Source organism: Bacteroides sp. f07 (assembly GCF_042854785.1).
Taxonomy (GTDB): Bacteria; Bacteroidota; Bacteroidia; order Bacteroidales; family Bacteroidaceae; genus Bacteroides.
In genome coordinates, this window is the sequence record NZ_BAABXI010000003.1 from 343811 (window position 1) to 360435 (window position 16625).

The 16625-nt window shown below is 43.1% G+C and carries 12 protein-coding genes; 5 read left to right on the forward strand and 7 right to left on the reverse strand.

The genetic code is table 11. The features are described 5' to 3' along the window. Window positions 1–174 precede the first annotated feature (174 nt). The 5 genes from ACGHVY_RS21255 to pnp all read right to left on the reverse strand — a co-directional run bounded on the left by ACGHVY_RS21255 (window position 175) and on the right by pnp (window position 9274). Window positions 175–1797, reverse strand: coding sequence for a SusD/RagB family nutrient-binding outer membrane lipoprotein (locus ACGHVY_RS21255; RefSeq protein WP_390601418.1), 1623 nt, complete (start codon window positions 1795–1797; stop codon window positions 175–177). Between the two features lie 19 nt (window positions 1798–1816). Beyond that, window positions 1817–5209 (reverse strand): TonB-dependent receptor, encoded by a 3393-nt coding sequence (locus tag ACGHVY_RS21260; RefSeq protein ID WP_390601420.1) that lies wholly within the window; start codon window positions 5207–5209, stop codon window positions 1817–1819. 185 nt (window positions 5210–5394) lie between these two features. Next, window positions 5395–6336: a FecR family protein gene (locus ACGHVY_RS21265; RefSeq protein WP_390601422.1), complete on the reverse strand. Its 942-nt coding sequence runs from the start codon at window positions 6334–6336 to the stop codon at window positions 5395–5397. Between the two features lie 105 nt (window positions 6337–6441). Next, entirely contained in the window at window positions 6442–7002 is a 561-nt protein-coding gene (locus tag ACGHVY_RS21270) for an RNA polymerase sigma-70 factor (protein ID WP_308745153.1), read from the reverse strand. 145 nt (window positions 7003–7147) lie between these two features. Further along, the gene (gene pnp, locus ACGHVY_RS21275; protein WP_390601424.1) at window positions 7148–9274 is read right to left on the reverse strand and encodes a polyribonucleotide nucleotidyltransferase; all 2127 of its coding nucleotides are present in this window, start codon (window positions 9272–9274) and stop codon (window positions 7148–7150) included. A gap of 196 nt (window positions 9275–9470) precedes the next feature. On the opposite strand from pnp, the gene ACGHVY_RS21280 reads away from it, so the two are divergent. The 3 genes from ACGHVY_RS21280 to ACGHVY_RS21290 all read left to right on the forward strand — a co-directional run bounded on the left by ACGHVY_RS21280 (window position 9471) and on the right by ACGHVY_RS21290 (window position 11712). Beyond that, window positions 9471–10622 (forward strand): DUF4369 domain-containing protein, encoded by a 1152-nt coding sequence (locus ACGHVY_RS21280; protein WP_390601426.1) that lies wholly within the window; start codon window positions 9471–9473, stop codon window positions 10620–10622. 181 nt (window positions 10623–10803) lie between these two features. After that, complete coding sequence (greA, locus tag ACGHVY_RS21285; protein WP_308745127.1) at window positions 10804–11268, forward strand: transcription elongation factor GreA; 465 nt, start codon at window positions 10804–10806, stop codon at window positions 11266–11268. 51 nt (window positions 11269–11319) lie between these two features. After that, a complete protein-coding gene (locus ACGHVY_RS21290; RefSeq protein WP_308745126.1) occupies window positions 11320–11712 on the forward strand; it encodes an HIT family protein in 393 nt (130 codons plus the stop codon). A 54-nt stretch (window positions 11713–11766) separates the two neighbouring features. Here ACGHVY_RS21290 and ACGHVY_RS21295 read toward each other — a convergent pair whose 3' ends face one another. After that, window positions 11767–12681, reverse strand: coding sequence for a DMT family transporter (locus ACGHVY_RS21295; RefSeq protein ID WP_390601430.1), 915 nt, complete (start codon window positions 12679–12681; stop codon window positions 11767–11769). Between the two features lie 4 nt (window positions 12682–12685). After that, complete coding sequence (locus ACGHVY_RS21300; RefSeq protein ID WP_308745124.1) at window positions 12686–13909, reverse strand: MFS transporter; 1224 nt, start codon at window positions 13907–13909, stop codon at window positions 12686–12688. 242 nt (window positions 13910–14151) lie between these two features. On the opposite strand from ACGHVY_RS21300, the gene ACGHVY_RS21305 reads away from it, so the two are divergent. Continuing rightward, window positions 14152–15597 carry a glutamate decarboxylase gene (locus tag ACGHVY_RS21305; RefSeq protein WP_308745123.1) on the forward strand — a complete coding sequence of 482 codons (1446 nt, stop codon included), beginning with the start codon at window positions 14152–14154 and terminating at the stop codon, window positions 15595–15597. Between the two features lie 7 nt (window positions 15598–15604). Further along, complete coding sequence (gene glsA / locus ACGHVY_RS21310) at window positions 15605–16570, forward strand: glutaminase A (protein WP_390601433.1); 966 nt, start codon at window positions 15605–15607, stop codon at window positions 16568–16570. Window positions 16571–16625: the final 55 nt, after the last annotated feature.

The window sequence follows — 16625 nt, forward strand, 5'->3', positions numbered from 1 at the left end:
TGATAAAAAAGTAACGATTTTCACGGAGTATTTGGAATATTACAAACAAAAAAGGGAGCGAAGCCCCCTCGACTTCGCTCCCCCGCAATCTTTCTCCCTTCATTTCCTAATACACGGAGAAAACATGTTTGGATCAAAAAAGTTATACCTATAATTATAAACTATTTTCAACTCTTAAAAATTCCGGCCGGTATCCCACCAAAGACGTGTACCGCAATTGTCTGCTCCACCCAAAGCATCCAGCAATTGCTGATACTGTTCCGGATTAGTGGTCTTAATACTTACAAAGAAGTTCAAACGGCGAGGACCGATTTTCGAATCTACCGTACCGCCACTTTGATTCACCATCACTTCAAATAACTTAGGAAATCCGGTGCGACGTTGCTCTGTCCATGCCTCACAACCTTCAGGAAACATTGCCAGCCATTTCTGAGTGATGATACGTTCCAACTTCACAGCAGGCTCTGCTCCTTCATCCCATTTCGGCGTAATCGTACCGGCAGCCTTCACATTATATTCCGCATTGAACGCATCTTTATAATCCGCAGGCACATTATCACTTGCCAGAAACTTATCCGCTCCATCAGCTCCCCATTGGGCAAAAGAAGCTCTCACGCCTTTTTCATAACAATCTTTCGGATCTTCTGTTGTAAATTCCCTCAAAGCGGCCTCAGCACGAAGAAACCATATTTCGGCAGGAGTCATCAGCACTGCACTCGTTGTTTGCGAGATGGTACTTTTGGAATGTTTGGCATAGTTCTTATGGCTAAAACCGGTTCCCGGACGGATTCCCTTATAAGTCCCGGCATAGGCTATAACACTAGTTTCATCTTTTATCCCTTCCGCCTTTTCAAAATATTTCTCCAAACGAGGATCCTCATAACCTTTCATGTAAGATTCCAGATTGGCATTCAAAAATACTTCACCCCATCCTTTGTTGATTTCTCCAAACGGATTTGTAAAGCCCAATGCAGTGGAAACAGCAACAATGTCATTATTAGCTTCCAACAATCCACCTGCATCCGGATTCATTGCTTTCTCAATCTCAGCGGCAGCAGTCTTAGGAGCTACGACTGACAGACGTACAGCCAAACGCAGACGAAGAGAATTGGCAAACTTAATCCACTGGGCATAGTTCTTCTTTCCTTCAGGCATAAAGACATCGAAGCTGGTAAAGTTTTCCATACCCGGGTTATCAGCCACAAACTTACGTATCTTGTCAATGCCTTCATCCAAATCTTTGAAGAACGCTGTATAAGCCTCTTGTTGGGTATCAGGTTTTGAACCGGTTTTAGAGCCGAACTGGGTATAGACAATCGGCCCGTAAAGGTCGGATATACGATGCATCAGCTCCACTTTCAATATTTTAGTTATACCGTAAAAGCCCCAATTAATATTTTCATTTATCTGCTCGGATTTCTGTACTTCAGGCATGATATATCCATAAGTATTGTCCCATGAAGAACCGTTCCATCCGTCCATCATGTAATAGGTACTATTATTCTTGCCGTCATTGAAAGGATTGAAATCATGAACATATCCGGCGAACAAGTCCGAGCCAAGGTTCTGCATGGTCTGAAAAGTCCAGTTTTTGCCACTTCCCCAATCATAATTAAAATAAACACCTTGCTGTACAATGCTCAAAGGAATCGTGTAATAATTAAAATCCTGCTTTTTGGATTCGTTATTAAATCCGGCTTCATTGGTATTGTATGATTCGAAAGAGTCTGTACAAGACGAAAATCCGATCATGCCGCCTAATAGTAAACTAGCTATATATGTGATATTATTCTTCATAATATAAAACCTCCTCATTTTAGAATGTAAACTTAACATTGAAACCTAAACTACGGGTAGTCGGCATACCAAACACGTCAATACCCTGATTATCGTTGCCGGTTGACAATACTGCATCCGGATCAAACGGAGCTTTCTTCGAAATAAAGAACAGGTTGCGCGCTACAAAGGACAACTGTACTTCTTTGAATACCCCACCGGCTTTTGCAAGCAAAGATTGCGGGAAAGAGTATCCCAATGAAAGTTCGCGCAAGCGGATGTTAGTTGCGTCATACATATAATATTCCGTACATCCGTCACGACCGCTGACTGCCGTATAGAATTTCCTCGGATTTACAGAAGTGCCTTCCAGATTAACCGCTCCGGCATTTCGGGCATCACCTGTATTCAGGCTGACACCTCTCTGGTCGAGTTCTGCCTGTGTCTGTGACAATACATCACCGCCAAAACGTCCGTCAATCAAGAAATAGAGTGAGAAACCTTTGTAAGTGAAGGTATTACTCCAACCCAACATAAAGTCCGGATTACAATTACCAACCTTTTCTGTGTTACCGCCACCAATCACATTCGGCACTTTATCACCGTCTTTATCCGTAGTATATACTATCTGACCGTTATCATCACGCTCGAAAGCCTTGCCATAGATGTCACCAAACGAACCGCCCTGTACCAAACGCATGGAATAGGAAGAAGAAAAGCTTTCATCACCATAAACAAATGTTTTCAAGTCGGGATGCAATTCGACAATCTTATTTTTATTGGTTGAGAAGTTAAATTGAGTTTTCCAACGGAAAGCATCATTCATCACCGGCGTAGCACCTAAAGTCAGTTCGACACCTTCATTCTGAATATTACCGGCATTCACCAGATAGGACTTATATTCCGCACCTGCTGAAGAAGGTAAGGTAAACAATTGATTTTTAGTATTCGTACGATAGTAAGTAAAATCAAACTCCAACCGATAATTGAAGAATTTCCATTCCGTACCCACTTCATAAGAGGTACTCATCTCCGGCTTCAAATCGCTAAAAGGTGCGCTTGCATAAGAAACGATGGCGCCGCCGGCACCAATAATATCGTTACTTCCGGGAATGGAATTACTGACGAACAAAGGAAGGTCGTTACCTACTTTTGACCATGAGCCCCTGATTTTACCAAATGAAATCCATTCAGGAAGTTTCAAGGTCTTATTCAAAATCCAGGAAAGGCCGACAGAAGGATAGAAGAAACTCTTATGGTCGGTAAAGGCCAATGTAGACGACCAGTCGTTACGGGCAGTTACGTCCAGGTAAAGGCTCTCTTTCCATCCAAGTTGTGCCGTAGCGAATATAGATTGCAATTCTCTTCGTTGATTAATCAGTTCTTCAATATAAGCAGCTTGCGTCATCTTGATATTGGATACTGTAAAGACATTCGGATAATAAAGGGAAGCTGTTTTAGAATCCAGTCTCAAAGAATTCACATTGGTACTGTTGATACTGGCACCAACTGCTCCATTCAATGAGAAATCGTCCCATGTTTTATTGAACATTGCCATAACATCACCATAATACAGAGTCTCGGTATGATTCAAGTCAATATAGCGTCCATTCTGTCCCGAAAGAGCCGGAGCCGTAGAAGCATACATCTTCTGCTGATACTGGTCGTGCGTATAATCGGCTGTACCGCGAGCCTGAATATTCAACCAATCCGTAATTTTCACGCTGGCTGTCAATGAAGCGATTACACGCGTACGTTTATCATTGCTATTGATACGGTTCGTAATCCAGTAAGGATTCTGTTCCATGTCCTGATAAGAAGTATACCAGTTCTGAACATTCATATTACGCTTTGCATCAAATTGTTCAAACTCAGTTTTATATTCGGAGATATCTTCACCTCTGGGGAAGCCATATAATCCAACCAACGGATTCATATAATAACCGCCGGAAGTAGGACGGTTCTTGATTGTTTGCGTCATCAGGTTCACATTAGCGTCCAGTTTCAGATAATCATTGAAGAAATTGGCTGTCTCACGGAAGTTGAGGTTATGCTTCTGCATCTTATTCTTTTCAACAATACCTTTGGCAGTTGTATTGGCGTAAGAAAAATAAGTCTGCATCTTATCACTACCGGTCATAAACGATACTGAGTTAATAGCCGTCACTCCATTCTGGAAGAAGTCACCTGCATTATCGTAGTCTTTCAATGCTTTCTTTTCACCCCATCCGTTTTTGTTAGTAGGATCCATAGCATAACTGTTCTGGAATTCCGGCAAACAAATCGCATGGTCAACAGTCAGGTTGGATGAGAATGTTACTTTCTGCATACCCGCTTTACCCTTCTTCGTTGTGATAAGGATAACTCCATTGGCAGCTTGAGAACCATAAAGAGCGGCAGCGGAAGCACCTTTCAAAATACTCATGCTTTCTATATCATCCGGGTTCAGGTTAGAGATACCATCACCACCGTCACGGTTACCTGCATCCGCCGTACCACCGATTGCCGTTGATGCCTGTTCATTGCTACCGTTCAACATCGGGACACCATCAATCACATAAAGCGGTTGATTGTTTCCACTAACAGAACGACTACCGCGAATAGAAACTTTTGCAGAGCCACCAAGTCCGGAAGAACTTTTAGTAATCTGTACACCAGCGGTTTTACCGGCCAATGCATTAATCATATTCGGATCTTTAGCACGGGTAAGTTCATCACCTCCCACTTGCTGGGTAGAATAAGTCAGAGAAGCTTCTTTCTTCTTGATACCCATAGCGGTAACCACCACCTGCTCCAAAGCCATCGCTTCCTCTTCCATCTTTATCTTGAAATTCGTCTGCCCGTTGACAGGGATGCTCTGCGGTTGATAACCTACATAGGAAACGTTGATAACAGCGTCACTGGGAAGTTTAAGCGTAAAGTTACCGTCCAAATCGGTAATCGTCCCGTTCGTCGTTCCTTTTTCTACAACGCTGGCACCAATAATCACTTCACCTCTCGCATCAATCACGACACCTTTTACGGTTATTATTTTTTGTTGTTGTGTGGATGCACTATTCTCTGCAGTCTTGGTCAACACAATATTATTACCTTCCATTACATAATGGACACCCGTACCTTTGAAGGCGCGGTCGAGTATCTCGGTTACCGGCTGATTGTCGGCAACTACATCAACTACCCGCTTTACATCAACTGTTTGTTTGTTGTAAACGAACAAGTAATCGGTCTGTGACTCTATCTTGGAGAGTAACTCACTTACTTTCAGCGTCGAGCGGGGAATGCTGATTTTTGCACTCTGAGAGTATCCATTCTCACAATAAGCTTGAAATGTTACGAACAGAAGAAGGAATAAAGTGATCTTCATAGTCAGTATTATTTGCTTAGATTCTAAACTTTTTGGGCAAAAAAGCCCTTTCAAAGAAATTTTTCTCATATCTTTGCAACGTGTTAAGTTAATAAATTGATTAAGGTCGATTTTTGACTGTTTCGAATCGGAAAGTATGGGGGTACTTTCCGATTCTCTTTTCAGATAACGGGGTTATTGACTGTTATTCATAATTCTTATGCTTTTAAGGGTTAGTACTAATCTAAGGTATGTATTTAATGTGAGCTCATTTCTTATTCTATAAAGATGCTGTCTTTTTCGGCACTCATGGAATAAGTGAACGGATGATCTTTCTGAATCACTTTAAGTACGTGTTCCACACCATCCTGATCCTTGAACTTACCCGTGCAACGATAATTCAGCACTTTCGGATTATTCACGATGATCTTCACCTTATAATATTTTTCCAGTTTGCCGAGCAACAGATTAAAGGGAGTATCATCGAAGCAGTATAGCCCGTCTTTCCAGCGGAGATAATCAAAATCTGTAAACCGTTCCTTTCTGAACTTTCCGTCACGGGAAATAAAAACTTCATTCACTCCCAGACGAGTGAGCGGACGTTCGCCGCCATTTGCGTAGATATCGACAATACCTTCAAGCAAAGTAGTCGTAAATTCATTGCTTCCCCGGTAAGCGCATACATTAAAATGTGTTCCTACCACTCTCACCTGATTCGTCTCCGTGTTTACATTAAATGGTATCTCTTTGTTCTTCGCCACTTCAAAGTAGGCTTCTCCGTCCAACTCCACATCCCTCTCATTACGTCCGAAATCATGGGAATAACTTAATGTGGACTGTGCGTTCAACCATACTCTCGTACCGTCTGCCAAAGTGATCTGCGCCCGTTGACCGGCAGGAACCGCCACTGTTTGCAGATGCGCTGTCTTACCGTAATGGTATTCCTTGAACAGGAATCCGCAACTGATTGCCACTACTATGACAGCAGCTATGCGGGCACTCCACCTTAACATAGGTAAAATGCGAGTGCCCATTGCCGCCTTCTCTCTCTTCCTGTTGGTTTTGGTATCGGTAAAAAGGGCAATATCAAACAGCATACGTTCTTTCTGCAATGCCTTCCAGTTTTCCTCGGACTCGTCCACCCAGTTAAGAATACGCTTTTCTTCCTCAACAGTAGCGTTGCCCTTAAAATATTTATGTAATAACTCTTGGGTCATATGAATTGTCTTTTTCCTGTTAATACTTATAAGAGGCCTTTTTCTCCCCTTCTATATATAAAACAGACCAACCCTGGACAACCCTAACGAAAAATGCGACTTTTTTTATAAAAGAATAGAAATAAGATAATCTTTCAGTTCGGTACGCAGAATTTTCAGTGCTTTAGTGATATGAAACTCCACGCTTTTAAGAGAAATCCCAAGCTGTTCGGCGATTATTTTATTAGGAGTATTTTGATAACGGCTCAACATAAAAATCTTCCGGCTCTGTTCCGGCATCCGCTTCAAGGCCTTTTGCACAATGTGCTGTATTTCCGCATTGAAAATAGTATCCGGCTCACAATCCTCCAATGTAGAGATACGAAGATCCAGTTCACGCTGCCTGTGCGTGTTTATTTCTTCTTCGGCACGAAGACGGACCTGCAGATGTGCCAGATAGTTCAGCGCCTTATTTTTTATGATCGTCAACAGCAACGCATGCAAATTAGAATCTTCTTCCCATTTATCTCGGTTTTCCCACAAAGTTATCATAGATTCCATCAATATGTCTTCTGCCTCCTGCTTATCACGGATGTATGAATAGGCGAATGACAAAAACTTCTCCTGATTCTCATGAAAGAATTCAGAAAAAAGTTGAACAGAAGAGATATTACTCGTTTTGTGCATCACGCATTAGCTTTAAAGGTTGGTGTTTTCTTTCTTTTATACAAAAGAACAGAAAGTTTTCCATAAAAGCAAAATTTCAGACAAAAAAATAGTCCGGAAACTTAGTTTTCGGACTATCCTTTGTCATATAAAAGCTATCACTTTTTTACTTTTTCTCCGGTCTTGGCAACAAAACTTTTCTGGAAAGTTTGAATTTACCAGTTTTCGGATCAATATCAATCAATTTTACATCGATTTCGTCACCTTCTTTAATTCCGGCTTCTTCAACAGTTTCAAGACGTTTCCAGTCAATTTCGGAAATGTGCAGCAAACCGTCCTTACCCGGCAAGAATTCGATAAACGCACCGTAAGGCATGATAGAACGAACTTTACCTTTGTACACTTCACCCACTTCAGGAACAGCAACGATTGCCTTAATCATGCGCATTGCATCATCAATACACTTCTTGTTTGTTCCGGAAACTTCGATGCGACCCATACCGTCAATTTCTTCGATAGTAATCACAGCACCTGTTTCTTCCTGCATACCTTGGATAATCTTTCCACCAGGACCGATTACTGCTCCGATGAATTCTTTTGGAATTGTCATCGTTTCGATACGAGGAGCATGTTCTTTCAAGTCAGCACGCGGTTCAGCGATTGTTTCTGTGATTTTATTGAGGATGTGCATACGTCCCTCTTTAGCCTGGTTCAAAGCACGTTCCAGGATTTCGTAGGACAGACCATCTACCTTGATATCCATCTGAGTAGCAGTAATACCGTCTTTTGTTCCGGTTACTTTGAAGTCCATATCTCCGAGGTGGTCCTCGTCACCGAGGATATCAGACAATACAGCATATTTCTCTTCGCCCGGATTCTTAATCAATCCCATGGCGATACCTGATACGGGTTTCTTTATCTTCACACCTGCATCCATCAATGCCAATGTTCCGGCACATACGGTAGCCATAGAAGAAGAACCGTTAGACTCAAGAATATCAGAAACTACACGCACTACATACGGATAATCAGCAGGAATCTGTCCTTTCAAAGCACGCCAAGCCAAGTGACCGTGACCGATTTCACGACGACCTACACCACGCTGTGCTTTCGCTTCACCTGTAGAGAAAGGAGGGAAGTTATAATGTAACAGGAAACGTTCTTTTCCGTGTTCCAGAACATCGTCGATAATCTTCTCGTCGAGTTTGGTACCCAGTGTAACAGAAGTCAGTGACTGAGTCTCACCACGAGTAAAGATAGCAGATCCGTGAGGACCGGGCAAAGGACTGACTTCACACCAGATAGGACGGATTTCGGTAGTCTTACGACCGTCGAGACGCTTACCTTCATCAAGAATAGAACGGCGCATTGCTTCTTTTTCCACATCATGGTAGTAACGGTCAATCAGCGCAGCCTTTTCTTCCAACTCTTCTTCAGAGAACTGAGCCTTGAATTCTTCACGGATAGCCTCGAAAGCTTCAAAACGCTCATGCTTGTTGTTGTTTCCTGAAGCGGCAACGGCATATGCCTTGTCATAACATGCTTCACGAACAGCCTTACGAAGTTCATCATCGTTCACTTCGTGGTTATATTCACGTTTCACTGTTTTGCCGACTTCTTCCGTCAACTCCATCTGAGCCTTGCAATGAATCTTGATAGCTTCGTGAGCTACTTTCATTGCTTCCAGCAATTCAGCTTCGGATACTTCCTGCATTTCACCTTCTACCATCATGATATTTTCATAAGTAGCGGCAACCATAAGATCCATATCAGCTTTTTCCAGTTGTGCAAAAGTAGGATTGATAACGAACTGCCCGTCGATACGTGCTACACGTACTTCAGAAATAGGTCCGTTGAAGGGGATATCTGAAACGGCAAGTGCTGCTGAAGCTGCAAGTCCTGCCAATGCGTCCGGCATATCTACACCATCAGCCGAGAAGAGGATGATGTTTACATATACCTCTGCATGATAATTATCAGGGAATAAAGGACGGAGAGCACGGTCAACGAGACGGCAAGTCAGAATCTCATAATCGGAAGCTCTACCCTCTCTCTTGGTGAAACCACCAGGAAAACGGCCGAATGCCGCAAATTTTTCTTTGTACTCTACCTGTAAAGGCATGAAATCAGTTCCGGGAACTGCATCTTTAGCGGCACAAACAGTAGCTAATAACATGGTATTTCCCATGCGTAGCATTACAGAACCGTCTGCCTGTTTTGCCAACTTTCCCGTCTCGAGCGTGATGGTTCTTCCATCTGCCAACTCGATTGTCTTAACAATTGGGTTAATCATAAAAATTGTTTTATCTATACTTTTTCTTTCAAAATTCCTGCAAAGATATACATTTATCGTTGTAATCGGGTGGAAATGAGGTAAAAAGTTAGTTACGAACTGATTTTTTTTCAAAAATAGGATGAAGAACACAACAAAATGCTTTGACTAATCTCGAAAAGAAGTATATTTGCATCTCGTTAATAACACACACTATATGAAAAAGGTTACTTTTGCAGCGCTCGCCGCACTTACTATTACAGCTTGTAGTTCCGGCCCTGAATTCCAGGTGAACGGGGATGTATCAGGAGCCGACGGTAAAATGCTTTATCTCGAAGCTTCCGGTCTGGAAGGTATTATTCCGCTCGATTCGATAAAACTGAAAGGGGAAGGTACATTCAGCTTCAAGCAACCCCGTCCCGAATCACCCGAATTTTATCGCTTGCGGGTAGACGACAAAGTCATCAACTTTTCTGTAGACTCCATCGAAACAATCCTGATTAAGGCACCGTATGTAGATTTCTCCACTACTTACACTGTGGAAGGTTCGGAAAACAGCAACAAGATAAAAGAATTGACACTGAAACAAATCCGGCTTCAGAAAGAAGTGGACGATTTACTGGCTGCACTGCGCAGCAACAAAATAGGTCACGATATCTTTGAGGACAGCTTGGCCACACTGCTCAACAACTATAAGGAAGATGTAAAAGTAAACTATATTTTTGCCGCACCCAACACGGCGGCAGCTTACTTTGCTTTATTCCAAAAGCTCAACAATTATCTGATATTCGACCCGTTGAACAATAAAGATGACGTGAAGTGCTTCGCAGCCGTTGCCACGAGCCTCAACAATGCATTCCCCGATGCCGTACGTTCCAAAAATCTTTACAATATTGTAATCAAGGGAATGAAGAATACACGCCAGCCACAAGCGAAAGCACTGGAAATTCCACAGGATAAAATTGTAGAAACCGGAATCATCGATATCGCCCTGCGCGACGTGAAAGGGAATGTACGCAAACTGACCGACCTGAAAGGCAAAGTCGTATTGCTCGACTTTTCCGTTTTCCAGTCGCCCGCCGGAGCACCTCACAACCTGATGCTTCGCGAACTATATAATACATACGCTTCACAAGGACTGGAAATCTACCAGGTATCTCTCGATGCGGACGAACACTACTGGAAAACATCGGCAGACAACCTACCGTGGGTATGTGTACGCGATGGAAACGGAGTATACTCTACGAACGTAGCCGTATATAATGTCCGCCAGGTTCCATCTGTCTTTTTGATAAACCGCAACAACGAATTGAAACTTCGCGGTGAAGATATCAAAGACTTGGAAGCGGCTGTCAAGTCATTGCTCTAAGTTGTTATAATTTAGCATATTTCTTTTAAATATGTTACATAGCATCATTTTTCGCTTGACACGTATCTCTTAAAAGGCTATCTTTGCAAAGAAATAATGAAAAGAGGGTTCCAACATGTGCCATGTTGGAATTCTTTTTTGTTTATATGACCATTTAAAACAATTAAAGGAGGAAAACATCATGGCTTATATGTCAGAAGAAGGTTACAAGAAACTAATGGCGGAACTTAAAGAACTGGAAACAGTGGAACGCCCGAAGATCTCTGCGGCAATAGCCGAAGCCAGAGATAAAGGAGACCTGTCGGAAAATGCAGAATACGATGCAGCCAAAGAGGCGCAAGGTATGTTGGAAATGCGTATCAACAAACTGAAAACAGTGATCGCTGACGCAAAAATCATTGATGAGTCCAAACTCAAAACTGATTCCGTACAGATTTTAAATAAAGTGGAGCTGAAGAATGTAAAGAATGGAATGAAAATGATTTATACCATCGTTTCTGAAAGCGAAGCTAACCTGAAAGAAGGAAAGATTTCCGTCAACACCCCGATTGCACAAGGTCTGCTTGGCAAGAAGGTAGGTGAAATAGCAGAAATTACCGTTCCACAGGGTAAGATTGCATTGGAAGTAGTAAACATATCCATTTAACGTTAAGGCAGGTCTTCGTATAAGACTTGCCTTATTTTATCCCAAAAAGTTATGGCAACAATATTCAGTAGAATCATCGCAGGCGAAATCCCCTGCTACAAGGTGGCGGAAAACGACAAGTTTTTTGCATTTCTCGATATCAACCCACTGGTAAAGGGACATACACTGGTGGTGCCCAAACAGGAAGTAGACTACATTTTCGATTTGAGCAATGAAGATCTGGCTGCAATGCATGTATTTGCAAAAAAAGTAGCCCGTGCCATCGAAAAAGCTTTCCCTTGCCGGAAAGTAGGCGAAGCTGTTATCGGACTGGAAGTTCCTCATGCGCACATCCATTTGATTCCTATTCAGAAGGAATCGGATATGTTGTTCTCGAATCCGAAGCTGAAGCTGTCGGATGAAGAATTCAAGTCCATAGCGCAAGCAATCAACTCCTCTCTATAAAACATGATGATGAAATAAACGGGAGCGTTCTGTGAAGGACGCTCTTTTTTTGTTTCACACTGAGGGACTTTTATTCCCCTTGTTCTCGGCAACTTCCACCAAATATACCCCGATGCAAATAAAAATGATAGCAAACGTCTGCATCCAACTGAAACGGTCCTGCCCTAAAATAAGAGAAGCGATGGTTGCCACAATCAGAATCAAATAACCATAAATGGCCACCACTGTTGTCTTCAGATACTTCAGACCAACGGGAAGCAACATATAACTTATGGTAGTCGGGAAAATCAGGACAAACATCAGAACCAGGAAAGGCATCCAGTGAAACGGTACAGAGAACACAGCAGCATCGAAACCTGTAATCAGCGACACGATAATAGCGGATAGGGCCGCACCGGAAAATGTGTACCGCAACATAGTTATCGCTCCGATAGCCGTGAGAATACGCTGGCTCAAAATCAGATAGACAGCATAGACTACGGAACTAGCCAGACAAAGCATATTTCCGGTGAAGGCATCGGATGCCAAATCATCACTCTGTTGCGTCAAGATGCAGACCAACGCACCGACCAGTCCGATAGAGATACCGATTATCTTCTTTGCCGTCGCTTTCTCTTTATAAAAGAAGATCATAATAAGAAATACCCAGATAGGTTGAAGGCTGGTGAATATGGAACTGGAGACAGGGGTTGTTTTGCTCAACCCCGCCAAATAAAGAAACATAAAGCCATAAAGTCCCAAAGCCCCTAACAAAAAGAGTAAACATTTGTCCCTGCCCGATGATTTTTCCGGTGGCATGAACCATCCGATTACCCAAAAAGCGACTGCTGCAAATGTGCAACGAAGTGTTGCCCCTGTCAGCGGACTCATCCACAAAGGCAGAAGGAACTTCAAGGCATTCATATTCAAACCGCTAAAAATTTTCGAGACAGCCATGCTCAGATTGGCCTCCAGTTTCTTATTCTTCATTTTTTTATTTCAGTTGATCATTAAACAAAAAGGTAGTACGCCGCAGGTAAGCCCAGAAAAAGGTTACTACCGTAATCAGGAGATTAAAGATAAAAGGAAATTCCTGAGACTGGGTGTGGAATATCCACTGGAAAAAATCGACCATAAAAGGATAAAGCAGAATGGCGAGGTAATTCATCATCATTACAAATGCCAATGCCAAAGTTGTCTTTTCCGGCAATGCAACATGGGTGGTCTTATCATAAAGCATGGGCTGGATGACACCATATCCCAAACCGACAAGAATACACCCCGGAACAATCAGCCACTCTATCGGAGCTATCCAAATCAACAATAACCCCAAAGCCATTGCCAACAAGCTATATGCTTTTGTCCGCTCTTTCAATACGCCTGCAATCTTATCCAGCCCAAATCCAGGCGCCATAATCGCCAGAAAGAAAAGCGAAATCATCAGCCCTGAGTTACCACTGGAAAAATGATGTTTCTCCATCAGAAATGGTAAATTGAAAATAACAGCCAGCACAATGTAAGTTGTCACTCCATAAAAAAGCATCAACTGTACCAAGTGTTTGAGATGGATGCCATACTTGCTCTTTCCGATATCTACGGCAGGCTGTCCCGACGTTGAACCGCCACTATCAACCGTATCCGTCCCCGGCTGGTTCGTCTTTAAATGCCCGACCAGCAGGATAGAAACTAAAGGAAGAAGATAAACCAAAAATGGTAAATGCCAACTGACTTCTGCAAGATAACCGGTCACGGCAGTGGCTATCACCAGTGTGAAATTGGTAATGGCAGAACTTAATCCGAATTGCTTCACACGATAAGTTCCCACAAAATAGCGGGAGACCAATCCGGTAGATAAAGGGATAATAAGTCCGGAACCGATACCAAGCAAAGCGCTTACCACAATCAATTGCCACATTTTATTGGAAATCAGATATAAAATGCCGCTTGCCGCAAAAAGCCAGAGTCCAATCTTCAGGATACGGACATAATCAACTTTTTCCGTCAGTTTACCACCCAATAATATAAAAGGAATAATAAGTAGTGACGGCAGCGAGGTCAACATCTGTATATCCAAATCCGTAGCTTTTGGAAATATCTTCGTCAGATCACCCAATATCGGCGAGACAGCCAGCCCCGGCAGTGAGGTCAATGCCGAAATAGACCAAATGGCAATTAAAGTAATAAGAGGAATTGTTCCTCGTCCAGTCTGTATTTTCATATGCTTATTCGTTAAAAAGTTCAGGTTTGAAGAAAACAATACTCACCATATAAAGTTCAAAGCGTATTATTTACGGTTTTATATTTTCTCAACCGGCCTTATGCAGATGAGAAAAAACCTCCCCCTTAATAAACGCCAAATAATGTAAAAGCCGAAAACTTTCAAATCCATCTGCTGTTGTTGTGGGAAATTCGACGGGGAAAATCCCCATCGTCCTAAACCTTTAAAAAAACAAATTAAGTATGGAAGATTTAAATTTCAGAAAAGGTGATGCAAAAACCGATGTATTTGGTTCAGACAGAATGTTACAACCCTCTCCGGTAGAGAAAATCCCTGATGGACCAACGACTCCTGAAGTTGCCTACCAAATGGTTAAAGACGAAACATTCGCCCAGACTCAGCCACGTTTGAATCTGGCTACTTTCGTAACCACCTATATGGATGAATATGCCACCAAACTGATGAACGAAGCCATCAATATCAACTACATTGATGAGACAGAGTATCCGCGTATCGCAGTAATGAATGGCAAATGTATCAACATAGTTGCCAACTTGTGGAACTCTCCTGAAAAAGATACTTGGAAAACCGGAGCATTGGCCATCGGTTCTTCCGAAGCCTGTATGCTGGGTGGTGTAGCTGCCTGGTTGCGCTGGCGCAAGAAAAGACAAGCCCAGGGCAAACCATTCGATAAACCGAACTTTGTTATTTCGACAGGTTTCCAGGTTGTTTGGGAAAAGTTCGCACAGTTGTGGCAGATCGAAATGCGTGAAGTGCCTTTGACTCTCGATAAAACCACTCTCGACCCCGAAGAAGCTTTGAAGATGTGTGACGAAAACACAATCTGTATCGTACCTATCCAAGGTGTTACATGGACAGGACTGAACGATGATGTTGAAGCATTGGACAAAGCACTGGATGCTTACAATGCCAAGACCGGTTATGACATTCCTATCCACGTAGATGCCGCAAGTGGTGGTTTCATCCTTCCTTTCCTTTATCCGGAAAAGAAATGGGACTTCCGTTTGAAATGGGTACTTTCTATCAGCGTATCCGGTCATAAGTTCGGTCTGGTATATCCGGGACTCGGCTGGGTCGTTTGGAAAGGTAAAGAATATCTGCCCGAAGAGATGTCATTCAGCGTAAATTATCTGGGCGCCAACATCACTCAGGTAGGTTTGAACTTCTCCCGTCCTGCTGCCCAGATTCTCGGACAATATTACCAGTTTATCCGTTTAGGATTCCAGGGTTACAAGGAAGTACAATACAACTCATTGCAGATTGCCAAATACATCCATGACGAAATCGCCAAGATGGTTCCGTTCGTCAACTACTCCGAAGAGGTTGTGAACCCGTTGTTCATCTGGTACTTGAAACCGGAATATGCCAAAACAGCCAAATGGACTTTGTACGATTTGCAAGACAAACTGTCTCAGCACGGTTGGATGGTTCCTGCTTATACATTGCCTTCCAAACTGGAAAGTTATGTAGTAATGCGTGTCGTTGTCCGTCAAGGATTCAGCCGCGACATGGCAGATATGTTGTTGGGTGACATCAACAACGCTATCGCAGAACTCGAAAAGCTGGAATATCCGACTCCTACCCGTATGGCACAGGACAAGAATCTGCCGGTAGAAACCAAGATGTTCAACCATGGCGGCCGCCGTCACAAAACAGTAAAAAAATAAAAGAACTATGGATAAAAAAGTAACACTCGCTCAATTGAAAGAAGTGGTACAGGAGGCATACGACCAGGTAAAAACCAATACCGGCGGCAAGAACGCCGACTATATCCCTTACCTGGCAAATGTCAATAAAGATCTCTTTGGAATCAGTGTCTGCCTGCTCAACGGGCAGACCATCCATGTAGGAGACACCGACTACCGCTTCGGCATAGAATCCGTATCCAAAGTACATACGGCAATTCTGGCATTACGCCAATATGGCGCCAAGGAAATCCTGGACAAGATCGGGGCCGATGCAACGGGCCTGCCTTTCAACTCAATCATCGCCATCTTACTGGAGAATGACCATCCGTCCACTCCATTGGTAAATGCCGGTGCCATTTCTGCCTGCAGCATGGTAGAGCCTATCGGTGATGCTGCGAAGAAATGGGATGCCATCGTAGGAAACATAACCGACTTGTGCGGTAGCGATCCCCAGTTGATTGATGAATTGTACAAGTCCGAATCGGATACGAACTTCAACAACCGCTCCATCGCCTGGCTGCTGAAAAACTACAACCGTATCTATGACGACCCGGATATGTCGTTAGACCTTTATACCCGCCAGTGCTCACTGGGAGTTACCGCACTGCAACTTTCTATCGCAGCCGGAACAATCGCCAACGGCGGTGTAAACCCTGTAACCAAGAAGGAGGTGTTCGATGCCAGCCTGGCTCCTAAAATCACTGCCATGATTGCCGCAGTAGGTTTCTACGAACATACCGGCGACTGGATGTACACTTCCGGTATCCCTGCAAAAACAGGTGTAGGTGGCGGCGTAATGGGTGTATTGCCCGGACAATTCGGTATCGCTGCATTCGCTCCTCCTTTGGATGGTTCGGGTAACTCTGTAAAAGCGCAGTTGGCTATCCAATACATCATGAACAAACTGGGTCTGAATGTATTCGGTCACAATCATATCACCATTGTCGACTAAAAGACTTTCCTGATAAAAAAGTAAAGGTTACTATCCCGCGATAGTAACCTTTTTC